14 protein-coding genes and 1 pseudogene are annotated in these 15,360 nt (G+C 65.6%); 7 read left to right on the forward strand and 8 right to left on the reverse strand.

The features are described from left to right. Positions 1-18: 18 nt before the first annotated feature. The 3 genes and pseudogenes from ACFTWF_RS11485 to ACFTWF_RS11495 all read right to left on the reverse strand — a co-directional run. On the reverse strand, positions 19-345 hold the full coding sequence (locus ACFTWF_RS11485; protein WP_378461323.1) for a hypothetical protein: 327 nt from the start codon (positions 343-345) through the stop codon (positions 19-21). A gap of 19 nt (positions 346-364) precedes the next feature. Next, positions 365-1,270 (reverse strand): acyclic terpene utilization AtuA family protein, encoded by a 906-nt coding sequence (locus tag ACFTWF_RS11490; protein ID WP_378461324.1) that lies wholly within the window; start codon positions 1,268-1,270, stop codon positions 365-367. Next, a pseudogene (locus ACFTWF_RS11495) lies at positions 1,224-1,901 on the reverse strand (acyclic terpene utilization AtuA family protein); the annotation flags it as partial. The gene ACFTWF_RS11490 and the pseudogene ACFTWF_RS11495, both read right to left, overlap by 47 nt. 279 nt (positions 1,902-2,180) lie before the next feature. Between ACFTWF_RS11495 and ACFTWF_RS11500 the strand changes: the two are divergent. Further along, positions 2,181-3,533: an MFS transporter gene (locus tag ACFTWF_RS11500; RefSeq protein ID WP_378461325.1), complete on the forward strand. Its 1,353-nt coding sequence runs from the start codon at positions 2,181-2,183 to the stop codon at positions 3,531-3,533. 230 nt (positions 3,534-3,763) lie between these two features. Continuing rightward, positions 3,764-4,657 (forward strand): alpha/beta hydrolase, encoded by an 894-nt coding sequence (locus ACFTWF_RS11505; RefSeq protein WP_378461326.1) that lies wholly within the window; start codon positions 3,764-3,766, stop codon positions 4,655-4,657. 370 nt (positions 4,658-5,027) lie between these two features. Here ACFTWF_RS11505 and ACFTWF_RS11510 read toward each other — a convergent pair whose 3' ends face one another. Continuing rightward, positions 5,028-5,291 carry a hypothetical protein gene (locus tag ACFTWF_RS11510; protein ID WP_378461327.1) on the reverse strand — a complete coding sequence of 88 codons (264 nt, stop codon included), beginning with the start codon at positions 5,289-5,291 and terminating at the stop codon, positions 5,028-5,030. After that, the gene (locus ACFTWF_RS11515; protein ID WP_378461328.1) at positions 5,258-5,821 is read right to left on the reverse strand and encodes an MBL fold metallo-hydrolase; all 564 of its coding nucleotides are present in this window, start codon (positions 5,819-5,821) and stop codon (positions 5,258-5,260) included. The genes ACFTWF_RS11510 and ACFTWF_RS11515 overlap by 34 nt, the downstream gene beginning before the upstream one ends. 145 nt (positions 5,822-5,966) lie before the next feature. Here ACFTWF_RS11515 and ACFTWF_RS11520 point away from each other — a divergent pair, with 145 nt between their 5' ends. Further along, on the forward strand, positions 5,967-7,451 hold the full coding sequence (locus ACFTWF_RS11520) for an aldehyde dehydrogenase family protein (RefSeq protein ID WP_378461329.1): 1,485 nt from the start codon (positions 5,967-5,969) through the stop codon (positions 7,449-7,451). Positions 7,452-7,486: 35 nt separating this feature from the next. After that, a complete protein-coding gene (locus ACFTWF_RS11525; protein ID WP_378461330.1) occupies positions 7,487-8,605 on the forward strand; it encodes an NDMA-dependent alcohol dehydrogenase in 1,119 nt (372 codons plus the stop codon). A gap of 60 nt (positions 8,606-8,665) precedes the next feature. Here ACFTWF_RS11525 and ACFTWF_RS11530 read toward each other — a convergent pair whose 3' ends face one another. Continuing rightward, complete coding sequence (locus ACFTWF_RS11530; RefSeq protein ID WP_378461331.1) at positions 8,666-9,952, reverse strand: MFS transporter; 1,287 nt, start codon at positions 9,950-9,952, stop codon at positions 8,666-8,668. Between the two features lie 253 nt (positions 9,953-10,205). Here ACFTWF_RS11530 and ACFTWF_RS11535 point away from each other — a divergent pair, with 253 nt between their 5' ends. Further along, positions 10,206-10,898: a GntR family transcriptional regulator gene (locus tag ACFTWF_RS11535; protein WP_378461332.1), complete on the forward strand. Its 693-nt coding sequence runs from the start codon at positions 10,206-10,208 to the stop codon at positions 10,896-10,898. Between the two features lie 21 nt (positions 10,899-10,919). On the opposite strand, the gene ACFTWF_RS11540 is transcribed toward ACFTWF_RS11535, so the two are convergent. Both ACFTWF_RS11540 and ACFTWF_RS11545 read right to left on the reverse strand, forming a co-directional pair. Beyond that, positions 10,920-11,789, reverse strand: coding sequence for an alpha/beta fold hydrolase (locus ACFTWF_RS11540; RefSeq protein ID WP_378461333.1), 870 nt, complete (start codon positions 11,787-11,789; stop codon positions 10,920-10,922). A gap of 85 nt (positions 11,790-11,874) precedes the next feature. Further along, positions 11,875-12,840, reverse strand: a complete 966-nt coding sequence (locus ACFTWF_RS11545; protein ID WP_378461334.1) for an AraC family transcriptional regulator — start codon at positions 12,838-12,840, stop codon at positions 11,875-11,877. 245 nt (positions 12,841-13,085) lie between these two features. Between ACFTWF_RS11545 and ACFTWF_RS11550 the strand changes: the two genes are divergently transcribed. Then, positions 13,086-13,304, forward strand: coding sequence for a hypothetical protein (locus ACFTWF_RS11550; RefSeq protein WP_378461335.1), 219 nt, complete (start codon positions 13,086-13,088; stop codon positions 13,302-13,304). Between the two features lie 14 nt (positions 13,305-13,318). Then, complete coding sequence (locus ACFTWF_RS11555; protein ID WP_378461336.1) at positions 13,319-15,358, forward strand: hydantoinase/oxoprolinase family protein; 2,040 nt, start codon at positions 13,319-13,321, stop codon at positions 15,356-15,358. Positions 15,359-15,360: the final 2 nt, after the last annotated feature.

Genomic DNA, 15,360 nt, shown 5'->3' on the forward strand with positions numbered 1-15,360 from the left:
AGTACGAAATCGAACCGATCAGTTCATCAAGTGCAGATCGGACTCGGCGACCTCGAACTCGATGCGCAGCAGGGCCTGGCACATGGTCTTGCCGGTGAAGTCGGCGCGCAGGCTACGTGTGGCTCCGCCACCGAGTGCATTGCGCAGAACGAAATTCATCGCTTCCAGGGTGCGCACCTCGTAGCGATCCACCTCGCCCTTGACCATCTCGCCGAAGAAGTCCTTGACCACGTCTGCGGTCAGGTACTCCAGGATCAGCGGGTAAAAACGCTTCTCCTTGGCGATGACAGCGATATTGCAGATGTCACCCTTGTCGCCGGAGCGGGCGTAGGCGATGTCGTTCAAATGGATACGGCTCATGTGGTCACAGTTCCCTAGTTTCGACGGTCTGCGAGATCTCCTCGCGCGGAATCAAAGTCGGCCACAGTGCGAAAACCTCGCGCGGCGGCGGAGTGTTGAGCTGACCGGTCGATCCGATCGGGCCGGTGCCCATCAGCATCACGCATTCGCGAGCTACCTTCGCGGCCTCCGTACGTTCGGCGCACTTCGCCGCGACGCGAATACGGACCTCGTTGATGTCCGGGTCCGGGGCGGGCGACGCCGACCAGTGGCACGAGTTGACGCCGATCATGTCGAACCGGACTTCCTCGGCATCGAGGTTTACCATCTGCAGACGCTTCTCGATGATCTCGATCGACCGCTCGGCCTTTTCGACGGCGTCCGGCCAGGTCACCGACGACTCGGCCTCGCCGATGAAGCCGTCCATGTATGCGATGCCCGCCTTGAGGGTGTCCGGACGTGGCTTGCCCTTGGCGCCCCATACCTTGACACGGTCCTTGGCGACCTCGTCCATCTCAACGTTGGTGAAATCCGTGATCACCTCAGGCATCAGATAGTTACCCGGGTCGTGCACTTCGTACAGGAGGTGCTCGGTCAGGGTGACCTGATTGATGACGCCGCCAGTGCCGTCTACCTTGGTGATGAACAGCTCGCCGTTCTCGTTGACCTCAGCGATCGGGTAACCGATATTCCAGGGCTCGGGCACCTCGCGCCACAGACTCGAGATCCCGCCGCTGCACGCCGCGCCGCACTCGATCAGATGCCCGGCGAGGATGCCGATCGCGAGGTTGTCCCACTCGTCCCACTTCCAGCCGAATTCGTGGACGAGCGGGGCCAGAATAGCCGCGTCGTCGGTCGCTCGATCGGAGATCGATGATGTCGCATCCCGCTTCGAGCGCCTCCACGTAACCGGATGCGCCCGAGTAGACATACGATCCCACGATCCTGTCGCGCACGCGGCCGAGATCCGTGTCGCCGTTGTCGAGGTTGGTGAACTGGACGCCGTTGTCGAGCAGTTCCTCGACCTTGGCCTGAACATCGTTGGTGGTGACGATACCCACCTTGAGTTTGGTGATCCCGAGTTCCTTCGCGGTGGTGAGGATCGTGTCAGCACATGCCTGCGGATTGGCAGCACCCGCGTTGGTCAGGATCTTGATTCCTTTTTCCAGACAGATCGGCAGCACACCACGGACCACAGCCCGGATCGACGGGACATAGCCGCGCGACGCATCCTTGCGCTGCATCTTCTGCAGGGAGGGGATGGTCGGCTCGCCCAGGAAGTCATATGCGAGGTACTGCACGTCACCGTGCTTGGCGATCTCGACTGCAGGGTCCAGATTGTCGCCCCAGAATCCACTTCCAGATCCGACCCGAATCTTCTTCATACTGTGTCCTCTTTCATTGCTGAATGTGTCGTCTCGAGGGCCGCGGCCCGGCTCGCCGAGAAGCTCGTTGAGCTCGGCGTCATCCCGGCCAACGGACCCGACCGCGCACTGGACCGGCGGTCGCTCGCCGTCGTCCTTCATGTGAGGGTCGTCGAGCAGCATCTCCGGGATGTTCATCGCGATAGCCGGGATGTATGCCCGACCGAGGACCTCGACCCATTCGGCTGTCGACTTGGCGGCGAGCACCTTGTGTTCGAGTTTATGACTCCCCCAATCGCCGATCAATTGACTTCTGACGAAGTTCGAATTCAGGATTTCCGAAGGACCCTCTGATTGCCGTGGACCGAATTCGAACTTCGAGATATTTCAATCGATTCGATGCTGCCTCTGATGTTTCATGAGTGTGAGTCGAGTTACATTCCGGCTGCACTCATTCTCCCGACATGAAAGCAACACATGCCCACTTCGCTCACCCCCAGCGCGTCAGCCTCTCGCGGCCCCGGTCTGGTGTTGGCCCTGTGTTTCGCCACCATTCTTGCCGACGGATTCGACCTGATCGTCTTCGGCGCAACTCTGCCCTCGCTCATGCACCAGTGGGGGCTGGAAAAATCTGCACTGGCGGACGTTCACAGCATGACTCTGTGCGGCCTGATGGTCGGCTTCCTCGTCGCGGGCACTCTCGCCGACCGCGTCGGGCGGCGCTCCGTGATCTTGGCCGGTGTCACCTGGTTCTCATTGTTGTGCCTGGTGTGTGCGTTCGCGCCCAGCTTCACGGTCTTCGGAATCGGCCGCGTTCTCTCTGGCGTCGGTCTCGGTGCCGTCGTGCCGGCCGCGGTAGCGCTGGCCAGTGAGTTCGCAACCGCCCGGCGCAAGCAGCTGTTCAATGGAATCACCCTTACCGGATACCCGATCGGCGGAGTCCTCGCCACGGTCGTCGCGCTGATCGCGCTTCCCGGTGCAGATACGCTCACGAAATCCACGCCACCGTCCGAGCACTGGCGGATCCTGTACCTCATTGGCGGTGCGCTGATCGTCCTCGTTCCCATCCTGTATTTCGCGCTCCCCGAGTCGCCGAGCCTCCTCGCTGCGCGTGGCCGCCTTGAGGAAGCACGCGCAGTCGCCAACCGGTTCGGCATTGAGTTCGATGCGACAGACGCCCGCACAGCAGATCAGGCGAAAGGCGGCATACGACTGCTCCTCTCGCGTCGATACCTGTTTGCCACCGCAATTTTTACGGCAGTGATGTTCTGCTGCCAGATACTCGTCTACGGCCCGAACACCTGGCTGCCGAGTATGGCCAAAGAATTGGGTTTCGATGGAACACAGGGCACTCTGGCGCTGATGATGCTGCAGTTCGGTGCGGTAGTGGGCACGATCGTCGGCGCCTTGCTCGTGGACCGGGGTGGTGCCACGCGGACCATAGTCCCGTACTTTCTCCTCGGAGCCATCGCTCTACTGGCGCTCGCGTTCGGTACCGAACTCAGTGCGGCCGGCCTCTTCGTCGCCGCTTTCGCAGCGGGCGTCGGAACCGTTGGCACCAGCACGCTCATGTACGGCGTGATCGCTGCACACTATCCGACAGCAATTCGGGGATCCGCAATCGGATTCTGCCTGGGCATCGGCCGAATCGGTGCGATTCTCGGCCCTCAAATCGGCGCTCTGTTCGCGACGCCACGCGCAGGTCTCCTCGCATTCATGGTCCCTTCTCTCGTCGGTGCTGTACTGGTTCTCGTCCTCGCTGCGAGCACGCGGAATCCCCAGGTGAACGACCGTGCCCAGGGCGACGACCTGGTCGACACCCCGGCATGAGAAGTGTTCGGTTCGTTTCGCCAAATGAAGACTTGGTGGGAGCTTCAACCGTCCTCACCCTCCCGGCATTGATTGCAATTTTTCGAATCGCGGATTCGCATCTCTTCAATTGATCCCACTGCGAGACAGCCCCACTAGTGACGCGATTCACCAAAATCCAGTGAGGGCCGTGTACCACTACTGGCATCGCATTGTTCGACACACCGAGAAACGAAGGTCAGGTACCCACGATGTCGACTGAGTTCGCTGATCCCCTCCGCACGCTTTACCTGGATTGGGTCGCCCGCATGCAGGCCGACCCGGAGATGTCGGTGCAGGTCATGCGCGATATGCAGGAGGGATGGCACACCGTCGCAACCGAACCGAAGGGGGTCAGCTACGAGTCTGTCGACATCGACGGACTCTCCGCCGTATGGAGCATTCCGGCGGACGCCGACGCGACAGCGGTCGTCCTCTACTTCCACGGCGGGGGTTTCATCACCGGATCCGCCCACTCGCACCGGAAGATGGCCGGACACCTCGCAAGAAGAATCGGTTCTCGCGTCCTCCTCGTCGACTATCGACGCGCGCCGGAGCACGCCTACCCCGCTCAGGTCGACGATGCGGTCACGGCGTTTCGGTGGCTTGTCGATCAGGGCTTCGCGCCGAACCGGATTGTCAGTGCGGGTGACTCGGCAGGCGGGACACTCGCCCTCGCTCTCGTAGTGAGTCTCCGAACCCAAGGCCTACCGACTCCCGGAGCAGTGGTGACCTTCTCTCCCGGGCTCGATTGGGACGGCGAGTGGATGGTCAATGAAGAGAACGACATACTCGCGAGTAAGGCCATCATCGTGGCGATGGGCTCACTCGCCTTCGGTGATCGCAGCACCAAGGACCCGCTCTGCAACCCGACGTACGCCGATCTCGCTGGATTCCCCCCGGCGTACCTGTCGGCGGGCGGGCACGAGAATCTGCTCGGCGGCATACGGAAATTCGTCGAGGCGGCCGATGCCGCCGGCGTCGAGGTGACGCTCGACATCGCTCCGAACAGACAGCACGTTCATACGTTCGCGGTGGGCAATGACCCCGAGGCCGACCGGACGATCACCGAATCCGCCGCCTGGGCCCGCGCGCGGTTGGCCTGACAGCCTACGCCTCGTCTGCGTTCGGTCACTTCACACTCGCCCGCCCGGACCGCACGGCCCACTCCGTCAGGAGCGTCCGCCGCCACCGTTACCAGCACTACGCTCAGGAACTGCCGATGAACCGGCCGCAGATGCGCGGAAGCGGATCGGCGGCAAGAGAATTGATAACGCAACCGTCAGCGTGCCGGACCGCAGTTCGGCAACGTCGTGCACGACGGCCCGCGCCCGCTCGACATCGGCCAAGACCTTCTGCGCCGCACACGGCGACGAGATACTCGGCATCCCGGATGTCCACCGCCCGAGTCTAGCCGCCGCGCAGTTCGCCCAGGCCCCGCAACTCGTCGAGGGGCTGGTCGACGAGTGTCGCGACCTAGACCACCTGCCGCCCGTTCGCGCGGAGGCGATTCCAGTCGTCGATGTCGTGATTTATCACCAAGCTCGTGTTGGGCTGACTGCGAAGCAGTTTGAGCTTCTTCAGCGATTCGATCGCGCCGACGGTATCGGAGTCGGCAGGCATGCCGACGCAACAGCTGATGTTGTCCTGGATGTGTGCGACATCGCCGGACAGGACCACCGTGCTCTCGTCCGGCAGGCGAAGTTTCAGCCCGAGCGAACCCGGCGTGTGTCCGGGCATCGACAGCACGACGACGCTGCCGTCCCCGAACACGTCGTGGTCGTATCCGGCAGCACTTCGCACCAGTCGATCCGATCGGCCGCGTCGAGGTCTTCCTGCCGAAAGAAGCCCTTGACGTGATTGTCGGGTGTGCGCGCGTACCGCAGCTCTCCGGATCCGATGTATCCCTGCGCCCCGGCGAAATGCTCCAGGCCGCCGGTGTGATCGAAGTGCAGATGCGAGATCACCACTCGCTTCACGTCGGCCGTGGAGAATCCGAGCGACTCCAGCTGACGATCGAGGGCACGCTCGGCCGGGAATTCGATCATGAACAGTTCCGCGAGCGGGCCGTAGGTGGACGCGGGATCGCCTGCGCCGGCGAGGCCGGTGTCGAAAATGAGTAGTCCGTGCTCCGCGTACTCGATCAGGAACGAGGGCGAGGGCAGCGACACCAGTTCACCGCCCGCACCCAGGATCATGATGCTTTTGTCGACCTTCAGCATGGGTGCGTCGAGCGTCCACAAGTGTTTGATGGTGCCGGAACTGGCCACGTCGTGCCTCCTCGAGCCCGGAAGGGGAAGTCGCGGCACCGTGGGAGCCGCGTCACGCATAATATACAAAGCACCGTGCATCACAACCGGTTTCATATATTCTGTACTATGTATTCATAGTGCGGGAATCAGTCGGAGGTAGCAGATGACACCGACCACCGGTGTTCAGGCATTGAAGGAACTCGTCGAGCCGGAACGACTCCTGATCGACGGTTCGTGGGTGCCCGCGGCCGAGGGCGCATCGTTCCCCGCGATCGATCCCGGCACCGGAGAACAGGTGGCCAGGGTGGCCGAAGGCACCGAGGCCGACGTCGACGCCGCGGTGGCCGCCGCGCGCCTCTCGTTCGACGACGGGCGCTGGCTCCGATTGTCGGGCCAGCAGCGGTCGCTGATCCTGTGGCGCATCGCCGACCTGCTGGAGAGCCGGGCCGACGACCTCGCCGCGCTGGAGAGCATGGATGCCGGCATGCCGGTCTCCCAGGCGCGCCTCATGGTCGGTGAGGCCGTCAATCAGTTCCGGTACTTCGCAGGCTGGGCAGACAAGGTCGAGGGCAAGAGCGTCGAGATCGGCCCTGCCGAAATGCGATTCCAGGGATACACCCGCAAGGAAGCGGTCGGGGTGGCCGCGCTGATCGTGCCGTGGAACGCGCCCATCGTCGCGACCGCGCAGAAGCTGGCACCGGCGCTCGCTGCCGGATGCTCGTGTGTGCTCAAGCCCTCCGAGGAGGCGTCCCTCAGCGCGCTCGCCGTCGGCCGACTGCTGCTCGACGCCGGAGTGCCGCCCGGCGTCGTCAACGTCGTCACCGGATTCGGGCCGCGGGTCGGTGCTCCGCTCGCCGCGCACCCCGGCGTCGACAAGGTGAGTTTCACCGGGTCGACCCAGGTCGGCAGGCAGATCGTGCACGCCGCCGCGGGCAACCTCAAGAAGGTGTCACTCGAACTCGGCGGCAAGTCGGCGATGATCGTGCTGCCGGACGCGGACCTGGACACCGTGATCCCCGGCGTCGCCACCGGAATCTTCTGGAACTCCGGCCAGATCTGCACCTCCGGATCCCGGCTGTTCGTCCACCGGGACATCGCCGACGAGGTGGCCGACGGGGTCGCCGAGTTCGGTCGAAACCTGAAGGTCGGCTACGGGACCGACCCGGACGCCGATCTGGGACCCCTCATCTCGCAGCGGCACCTCGACCGGGTCCACGGATACGTCGAGAGCGGCGTCGCGTCCGGGGCACGGGTTATTGCCGGCGGCAACCGAATCGGCGACACCGGCTACTTCTACGAGCCGACCGTGGTGGTCGACGCCGACCCGTCGATGGCGATGATCCGCGAAGAGATCTTCGGTCCGGTGCTCGGCGTCGTGACGTTCACCGACCTCGACTCCGCGGTCGCCGCCGCCAACGACACCGAGTACGGACTCGCGGGCAGCGTCTGGACCCGCGACGTCACCCGTGCCCACTCGATCGCTCATCGGCTGCGGGCGAGCCGAATCGGCATCAACGTCCACCGCGCGGGCGGTGTGCAGATGCCGGTCGGCGGATACAAGCAGTCCGGCTGGGGCCGCGAGAACGGCGCCGAGGCGCTCGCCGAGTACCTCGAGACGAAGTCCGTGGTCACCCGGCTCGCCGACTGACCATCACATCCCGTTCACCAACCCCAAGGAGAAGCATGAGAACTCGCGGCGCAGTCATCCGGCAGGTCCCCGGCGAACTGGAGGTGATCGACCTCGAACTGGAAGATCCCCGCGACGACGAGGTCCAGGTCAAACTCGTCGCGAGCGGCATGTGCCACTCCGACGACCACCACGTCACCGGGGACATCCCCGTCGGCATGTACCCGTTCGCGCTCGGCCACGAGGGCGCGGGCATCGTGACGAAGGCGTCCCCCAACTACAAGGGAATCGAGGTCGGCGACCACGTTGTCTTCTCCGCGATCCCGTCCTGCGGCCATTGCCGCTGGTGCTCGAGCAACCTGCAGAGCCTGTGCAATCTCGCCGCGGGCATCCTCGCGGGCCCGCGCTGGACGGACGGGACGTTCCGGGTGCGGACGACCGACGGAACCCCGGTCGGGCAGATGTGCGGCATCTCCACGTTCCTCGAGACGACGACGGTCTCCATCAACTCAGTCGTCAAGATCGACATGAACATTCCGCTCGACAAGGCCTGCCTCGTCGGCTGCGGCGTGAGCACCGGCTGGGGATCGGCCGTGAACCTCGGCAACGTCGAACCCGGGCACACCGTCATCGTGATGGGCATTGGCGGACTCGGCTCCGCCGCACTGCAGGGTGCCCGACACGCAGGCGCGTCGCACGTCATCGCCGTCGACCCCGTCGCCTTCAAGCGGGACAGCGCCAAGACGTTCGGTGCCACCGACGCCGTCGCGACCATCGAGCAGGGAGCCGAACTCGCCAAGCAGTACACCGACGGTCAGGGCGCGGACGCCCTCGTCATTACCGTCGGCGTCCTCGAGCCCGAGCACGTCGCCCAAGCACTCGCCTCGGTCCGCAAGGCCGGCACCGTCGTCGTCACCGCGGTCGGCGAGCATTCCCGAGTCGGTCTTCCGATCCCGGTCGCCGACCTCACCCTCTCCCAGAAGCGCCTGCAGGGCTGCGTCTTCGGCTCGACGAACGGCACGTGGGACGTCAACAGGCTGCTGAACATGTACAAGGCCGGACAGCTCAACCTCGACGACATGATCACGCGCACCTACCGGCTCGACGAGATCAACCAGGGCTACCGGGACCTGAAGGACGGCAAGAACATCCGGGGCGTCATCCTGTTCGACTGACCACCCGTACACACGAAGGGCCGCTCGGGAACTCCCGAGCCGCCCTTCTTCGTCCTGTGCCTACTCGGCAACGACGAACGCCGGGGACGTCCGGCTCGGCTCGCCGACGACCTGGTCCCGGGTGATGCGGGTGAGAGCGATCGCCGCGACGGCCGCGAGCACGAGAGGCACGATGACCGCGAGGTACATCGCGCGCGGTGTCATGACGCTGAGCGCGTACCCCGCGACGATCGGCGACAGAATGGCACCGCCGCGGGCCACGCCCATCATCGCTCCGTAGCCCTTGGCGCGCGCGAGCACGGGGTACGCCGCCGTCGACGTGGAGGTGAACCCGGACATGGCCGCGAAGGTGCCTGCGCCGAGAAGCCCGGCCATGGTCAGTGCAAACGGTCCCTGCAGTGTGAGTGCGAACCCGGCGATCGCCGCGGCGGACACGGCCGAGGTGATCACCGCGATCCGCGCGCCGGGGAACCGCAGCCCGAACGCGCCGAACAGGCATCCTCCGACCACCGCACCGAAGCTGATCATGATGCCGGCCAGCGCACCGCTCCCCGCGTCGCCACTGGCGTCCTTGATCAGTTGCGGCGTCCAGGTGCCGACGAAGTAGTACCCGGCGGTGAGCATCGAGTATCCGAACGTCAGGAGGAGTGTGCGCGATCGCAGTTCCCGGCCGAGCAGACGGACCTCGCTCTGCGGCGCGGGGATCGCCCGGTCGGGTTCCGTCTTCGTTCCCTTGCGGGCCAGGAAGTCGTCCGATTCGCGGAGGAAGGCGGCGGTCACCACGAACGACAGGACGCCCAGCGCGGCCCCGATCCAGAACATGCCCTGCCACGCCCCGCCTGCCAGTGCCACGAGTCCTGCGCCCGCGAAGCCCGCGAGCGTCGTGCCGAGCGGATAGCCGACCATGACCAGGCCGAGCGCCACACTTCGCCGATTGGGCGGGACGACCTCCTGGCAGAGGACGATGATGACGACGCTGATCGTGCCGATCGCGATGCCGGTGACGAAGCGGGTCACCAGGAGCATCGCGAAACCGTTCGACAGCGCCGACGCGGTCAGGCCCAGGGTGTTGGCCGCGAGGCCGACCAACAGGATGCGCCGCCTGCCGATGACGTCGGCGAAGCGGGCGAGGCCGATCGCGCCGACCGCCATCCCGGCGAGGGCGGCACTGATCAGATAGCCCTTCTCGGGATTGGTCGCGAAGCCCTCCGGCAGGTGCGGCATCGCGAAACCCATCACGAGGACGTCGTATCCGTCCAGCATGTTGAGGAACATGCAGAAGACCACGGATACAATCTGATACGGGCGCATCCCCACGCGCGACGCCCAATCTTTCGATGTGCTCATCAGGTCCCTCTCGCTCGACGCACCGACAGCCGGTGCGACACAGATCACACTCAAAACAATATATGATGTGTCGTGGATTATGTCGACTCCAAATTGTGACCGACCCGACTGCGAGAAATTGCGGCGAGGGCACGAGCGCTCCCGCGCCCGGGAATCGGGCATTTCCGGACGCGGCTCCGGGCTGTGGTCGACCATGCGCGCGCGGATGGTACATTATGTCGAGTCTTTCGAATCCGGGAAGGTGCGACCGACGATGCCCCTGAATGACAGGTCAAGACGACAGCAACTGCCCGAGGAAGTCGCCACGTACGTCCGCGAGATGATCATCTCCGGCGAGGTGCGTGCCGGCGACTTCCTCCGCATCGAGCGGATCGCCGAAGCCGTCGGAGTCAGCACCACACCCGTCCGTGAAGGGCTCCTCGCCCTTCGGAGCGAAGGCTTCGTGGAGATGGTCCCCCGGCGCGGCTTCGTCGTGGCCCCGTTCACGAAGCAGGACGTGCGTGATCTGTTCTGGGCCCAGGCTCAACTGGCCGCCGAACTGGCCGCACGGGCCGCGAAGAACATCACTCCGCAGCAGATCGCCGAACTCGAGGGAATCCTGAAGCAGCACGAGGATGCCATCGCACAGGGCGACACCGAGCGCATCTCGTCCCTCGGGCACGCGTTCCACCGAAAGATCAACTTGATCGCGGACTCACCGCGTCTCGCACGCCTGCTCGGGTCCGTCGTCACGAATCTTCCGAACCGCTTCTACGCCACCATCGAGGGCCACATCACCACGACCCAGGAGGAACACCCCCTCCTGCTCGAGGCCCTGCGGAAGCACGCAGGCAAGAGGGCGAAGACGATCATGGAGTCGCACATCTTGGACGGCGCTGACCACCTGATCGACGAACTCGAGCAGCGCGGGCTGTGGGATACCGACGCCGAGGCGAACGCGGGCTGACCGGCTGCCATATCGTGCCGGTCAGACCTGCTGACGCACCCGGCCGACGAGAAAGTCCTGCAGGTGTGCGGTGAAGACGTCGTTGTCGTCGCCGGCGACCATGTGACCGGCACCGACCTCGACCACCTCCGCGGTGGGCACCAGGTCGCGGATCTCGGCGGCCGCCTCGGCGGTGACCATGTCCGACTTCTTCCCGCGGACCAGCAGGGTGGGCACGGTGACGTTACGGGCCGCCCGTGACAGCCGGTCGACGTCGAAGTTCGCACCGTCCGTCGTGAACTCGAGAAACCGCGGATCCCAGTGCCAGTACCAGCGGCCGTCCGCCCGCCGCCGGAGATTCTTCTTCAGCCCGTCCAGGTTCCGGCGTCGGCGCGGCGCGGGTCGGTAGGCGTCGACGGCAGCGGCGACGTCCTCGAGAGAGGCGAACCCGTCCGGCGCGCCGGCCATGAAGCCCTTCACCCGCTCCCGCCCGTCCGGGTCCACACGGTGCGCGATGTCAACGAGCACCAGACCCGACACCGATCCGGGCCGCTCACCCACGGCGGCGAGCGCCGTTCGTCCGCCCAGGGACGCCCCAACGACGACGGGAGCCGTTCCGATCTGCGCGATCGTCGCGTGGAGGTCGGCGACGAAGAAGTCGAGTGTGTAGCCGGCCTGTGACCATTCACTGTCGCCGTGCCCGCGGGCATCCAGGGTGATCGCCTGCCACCCCGCGCCCGCCAGCCGTCGCGCGGTGCGCTCCCAGGAGTGCCGCGTCTGACCGCCGCCGTGCAAGAGCAGCACGGTTCCTCGATCCCGGCGATGAGACGTCCATCGGTCGCCGATCAGCTTGTCGCCGTGGGCGCCCCGGAACCCCAGAGCCTCTCGTCGGATGGATTCCGCCACGGTCATGCCGCCTCCCGCCACAGTGTGAAACATTATATATACCGATCTCACCGTACACGCGCCGAACGAATCGGCAGGTGGAGCCCCCAGCTCAGCGTCGTGCGCGCAGCACGGTCTCCGAGGGAAGGAATCCGAACCGGGCCCGATACTGCTGAGCGAACCGGCCGGGATGGTAGAAGCCCCAGCGCGCGGCGATGTCCGTGACGGAACCCGAAGAGCCACAGGCGAGATCGAGGTGGACCCGATCGAGCCGGACGCCGCGGAGATAGGCGGTCGGTGACATCCCGACCACTTCACGGAAGCCTGCCTGCAGGGCTCGTTCGCTCACTCCGGCCATCGACGCGAGATCGGCGGTGGTGATGTCGTCTTCCGGATGCCGGTCGACGTAGTCCACGATCTCGCGGATCTTGGACCGCCGGGTGTGGGCGGGTTTTCCGTGCAACTCCGGGGTGAGCTGACTCGGAACCGTCATGAGCAGTTGAGTCATGAGGGCCGATTCGAGTTCGTGGCAGGCAGCGGGCATCGTGGAGATGCCGTCCGGCCGGGAGAGCTCCGCGTACAGGAATCCGGCGGTCGCGACGAGCGCCTGCGCGGCGCTGGACCCCAGGTCGAAGGTCAGGTCGAAGCGGATCGTCTCCCCGATCGGACGGCCCGTCAGTTTCGCCGCGTGCGCTTCGAGCGGGTCCTTCGGCAATTTGATGTGGTACTGCCACGAATCCGCACTCCACTGCACCAGCACGGGCGCCTGCGGGCCGAAGGCCACACCCGCCTCCCCGGCGACAAAGCTTCGGCGCACGCCGCCCTGCTCCACCGTGCTCGCACCGGTGACGGGAAGATTGATGTGGTAGCAGAGACGCATCGGCGGCCCGTGCAGGGTCACCGCGGCTCCGTACGACATCCGGCCGATCGTCACGCGGGGGGCCGGGGCGAGATCGAGCCGGAAATCCACTTCCCGATCGTCCGGAACGTGCACGTCGTGACCCGCGAAAGCCTTTGTGACCTGGGCATGCGCGGCATCGAGATCCGCCGTGCGGAAGTTCAGCTGTCGGTCGCTCACGCGCCGCCACCTCCTGAGACCCGGCGTGGCCGGATTTCACCCACGCCGTCGTAGTACCGGTGGAAATAATACATCATATTGAGACGAACCTGCAGGTAGTCGTAGACGAGCACCGCGCGTGGCGTTCGGAAATTGGATGCCCGCCTTCGCTAGAAGGATTGTGACGTAGATCCCACCCCCATAGCGTCGTGACGACCAGCGCACCTGCGCTCCCGTCTCCGAGAGCACCTGGAGTTGTGCCCACCATGACCGAAGAACACGACACCCCACCCACGCCGGTTCTCGAACGAATCCCCGTCGACGGCGACTGCCCGCGATGCGGCGCCGAGGAACTCCGCCGCTATCCGGTGGTCTCCGAAGGCGGCTGGTTCGAGGTCGTCAAATGCCAGCAGTGCCTGCTGTCGCTGGACCGCTCCCCCTGGTCCCGGCTCGGGCCGATCCAACTTCTCACCGACCTGCTCTGACGAAGGAATTTACGATGATTGCAGTCGATGTCGGCGGCACGTTCACGGACGTGGTCGCGTTGCGCGACGGACAGATCAAGACCGCGAAGGTGACCACCGACTACACCGAGGTGTTCGGACCGGTGCTCGAGGGCGCCGCGATGCTCGGGGTGGCGGACGCGGCGGTGTTCAACCACGCCAGCACCCACGGCCTCAACGCGGTGATCACCCGCCGGTTGCCCAAGATCGCGTTCCTCACCACGGAGGGGCATCGCGACATCCTCGACATGGGGCGGGTGTGGCGCCCGGCGCACGCAATCCTGGACTCACGCTGGCGACGCAGCTTCGGTGACGCGTCCCGGCCGCTCGTCCAGCGGTACCTCCGCCGCGGCATCCACGAGCGGATCACCGCCGACGGCGGCGTCCTGTTCGAACTCGACGAGGCGCAGGCCCGCGCCGAACTGGACGTGCTGCGGCGCTGCGGCGTCACCGGTGTCGCGATCTGCCTGATCAACGCGTACGTGAACCCGGCGCACGAGATCCGGTTGCGCGAACTGGTTCACGAGGTCCTCGGCGACGTGCCCTGCTCGATCTCGAGCGAGGTCTCCCCGCTGGCCAAGGAGTACGCGCGCGCCTCGACGACGGTGATCGACACCCTGATGAAGATCATCTACAGCGACTACACGGCGAAGCTGGAGAAGGGCCTGGCCGACCTCGGCTTCAGTGGAGAGCTCAACTTCGCCGACTGCGCGGCCACGCTGGTGCCGTCGAGTCGCGCAATGGAACTGCCGTTCCGCATCGTCTTCTCCGGTCCGGCCGCGGGCACCGTCGGTTGCGCCCACTTCGGCAGCCTGATCGGGGAAAGGGATCTGCTCTGCGCGGACGTCGGCGGCACGTCGATCGACATCAGTGTCGTTACCGCGGGAGAACCGTTCGTCAACACCAGCTTCGAGCTCGAGCACGACCTCGTCGTGAACGCGTTGGCCAACGACATCTCCAGCATCGGCGCGGGCGGCGGCAGCATCGTCGCGATCGGGCCGACGGGTGAGATCCAGGTGGGCCCGGACAGCGCCGGATCCGCCCCGGGCCCAGCCTGTTACGGACGCGGCGGCACCCAGCCGACCACCACCGACACCTGCCTGATGATCGGGATCATCGATCCCGCCCGGTTCGCGGGCGGCGCGGTGGACCTCGACCCGGCGCTGTCCCGGCAGGCCTTCGAGGATCTCGATTCGGAGTTCACCCTCGCTCAGCGCGTCCGCTACGCCTACGAGATGGCGGTGAACAACATGGCGGAGGGGGTCTTCAACGTCGCGATCAAGAACGGCGTGGACCCCCGCGATTACAGCCTCGTCGCGTTCGGCGCGGCAGGCCCGATGCTGCTGCCCGCGGTGCTGGACACGGTGCACTGCAAGCAGGTAATCGTGCCGCCGAACCCGGGACTGTTCTCGGCACTGGGCCTGCTGTCCGCGGACCAGGTGTTCACCGCCAACCGCAGCGCGTACATGATCCTCACCCCCGACGCGGCACCGACCATCGACGCCCTGTTCGACGAGATGGAAACCCAACTGCGCGAGGGGCTGGACGAGGGAACCGGCGTGACGTTCCACCGCAGCATGGACGCCCACCTCGCCGGGCAGAGCTGGGAGACACCGTTCGTCCCGGTGCCCGACGGCACGATCGACGCCGACGCGATCACCACCATGGTCCAGTCCTTCCACGACACCTACGAGAACCGTTCGAGCAACCGATTCGAGTCGATGCCCGTCGAGGGTGTGACGTTCCGGGTGCGGGCGGTCCTCGACACCCCGAAGGTCGACTATCCCGAGGCCCCGCAGCGCGGTGACACTCCGCTCGAACCCGTCCGGACGACGGTGCTGCGCTACCTCGGCGACATCGACGCCGACGGCGAGGGCGCACAAACCGCCGACGTGTACGACCGCGAGACACTCTGTGCCGGCGACGTACTGGACGGCCCCGCCATCGTCGACGAGGGCCTGTCCACGACGCACATCGGCGCCGGCCAGCGGGCCACCGTCGGCCGCTACGGCGAACTGCTCATCCGGAGGAAGTGAAA

The sequence above is a fragment of the Rhodococcus sp. NPDC056960 genome, assembly GCF_042674125.1.
GTDB lineage: Bacteria > Actinomycetota > Actinomycetes > Mycobacteriales > Mycobacteriaceae > Rhodococcus_F.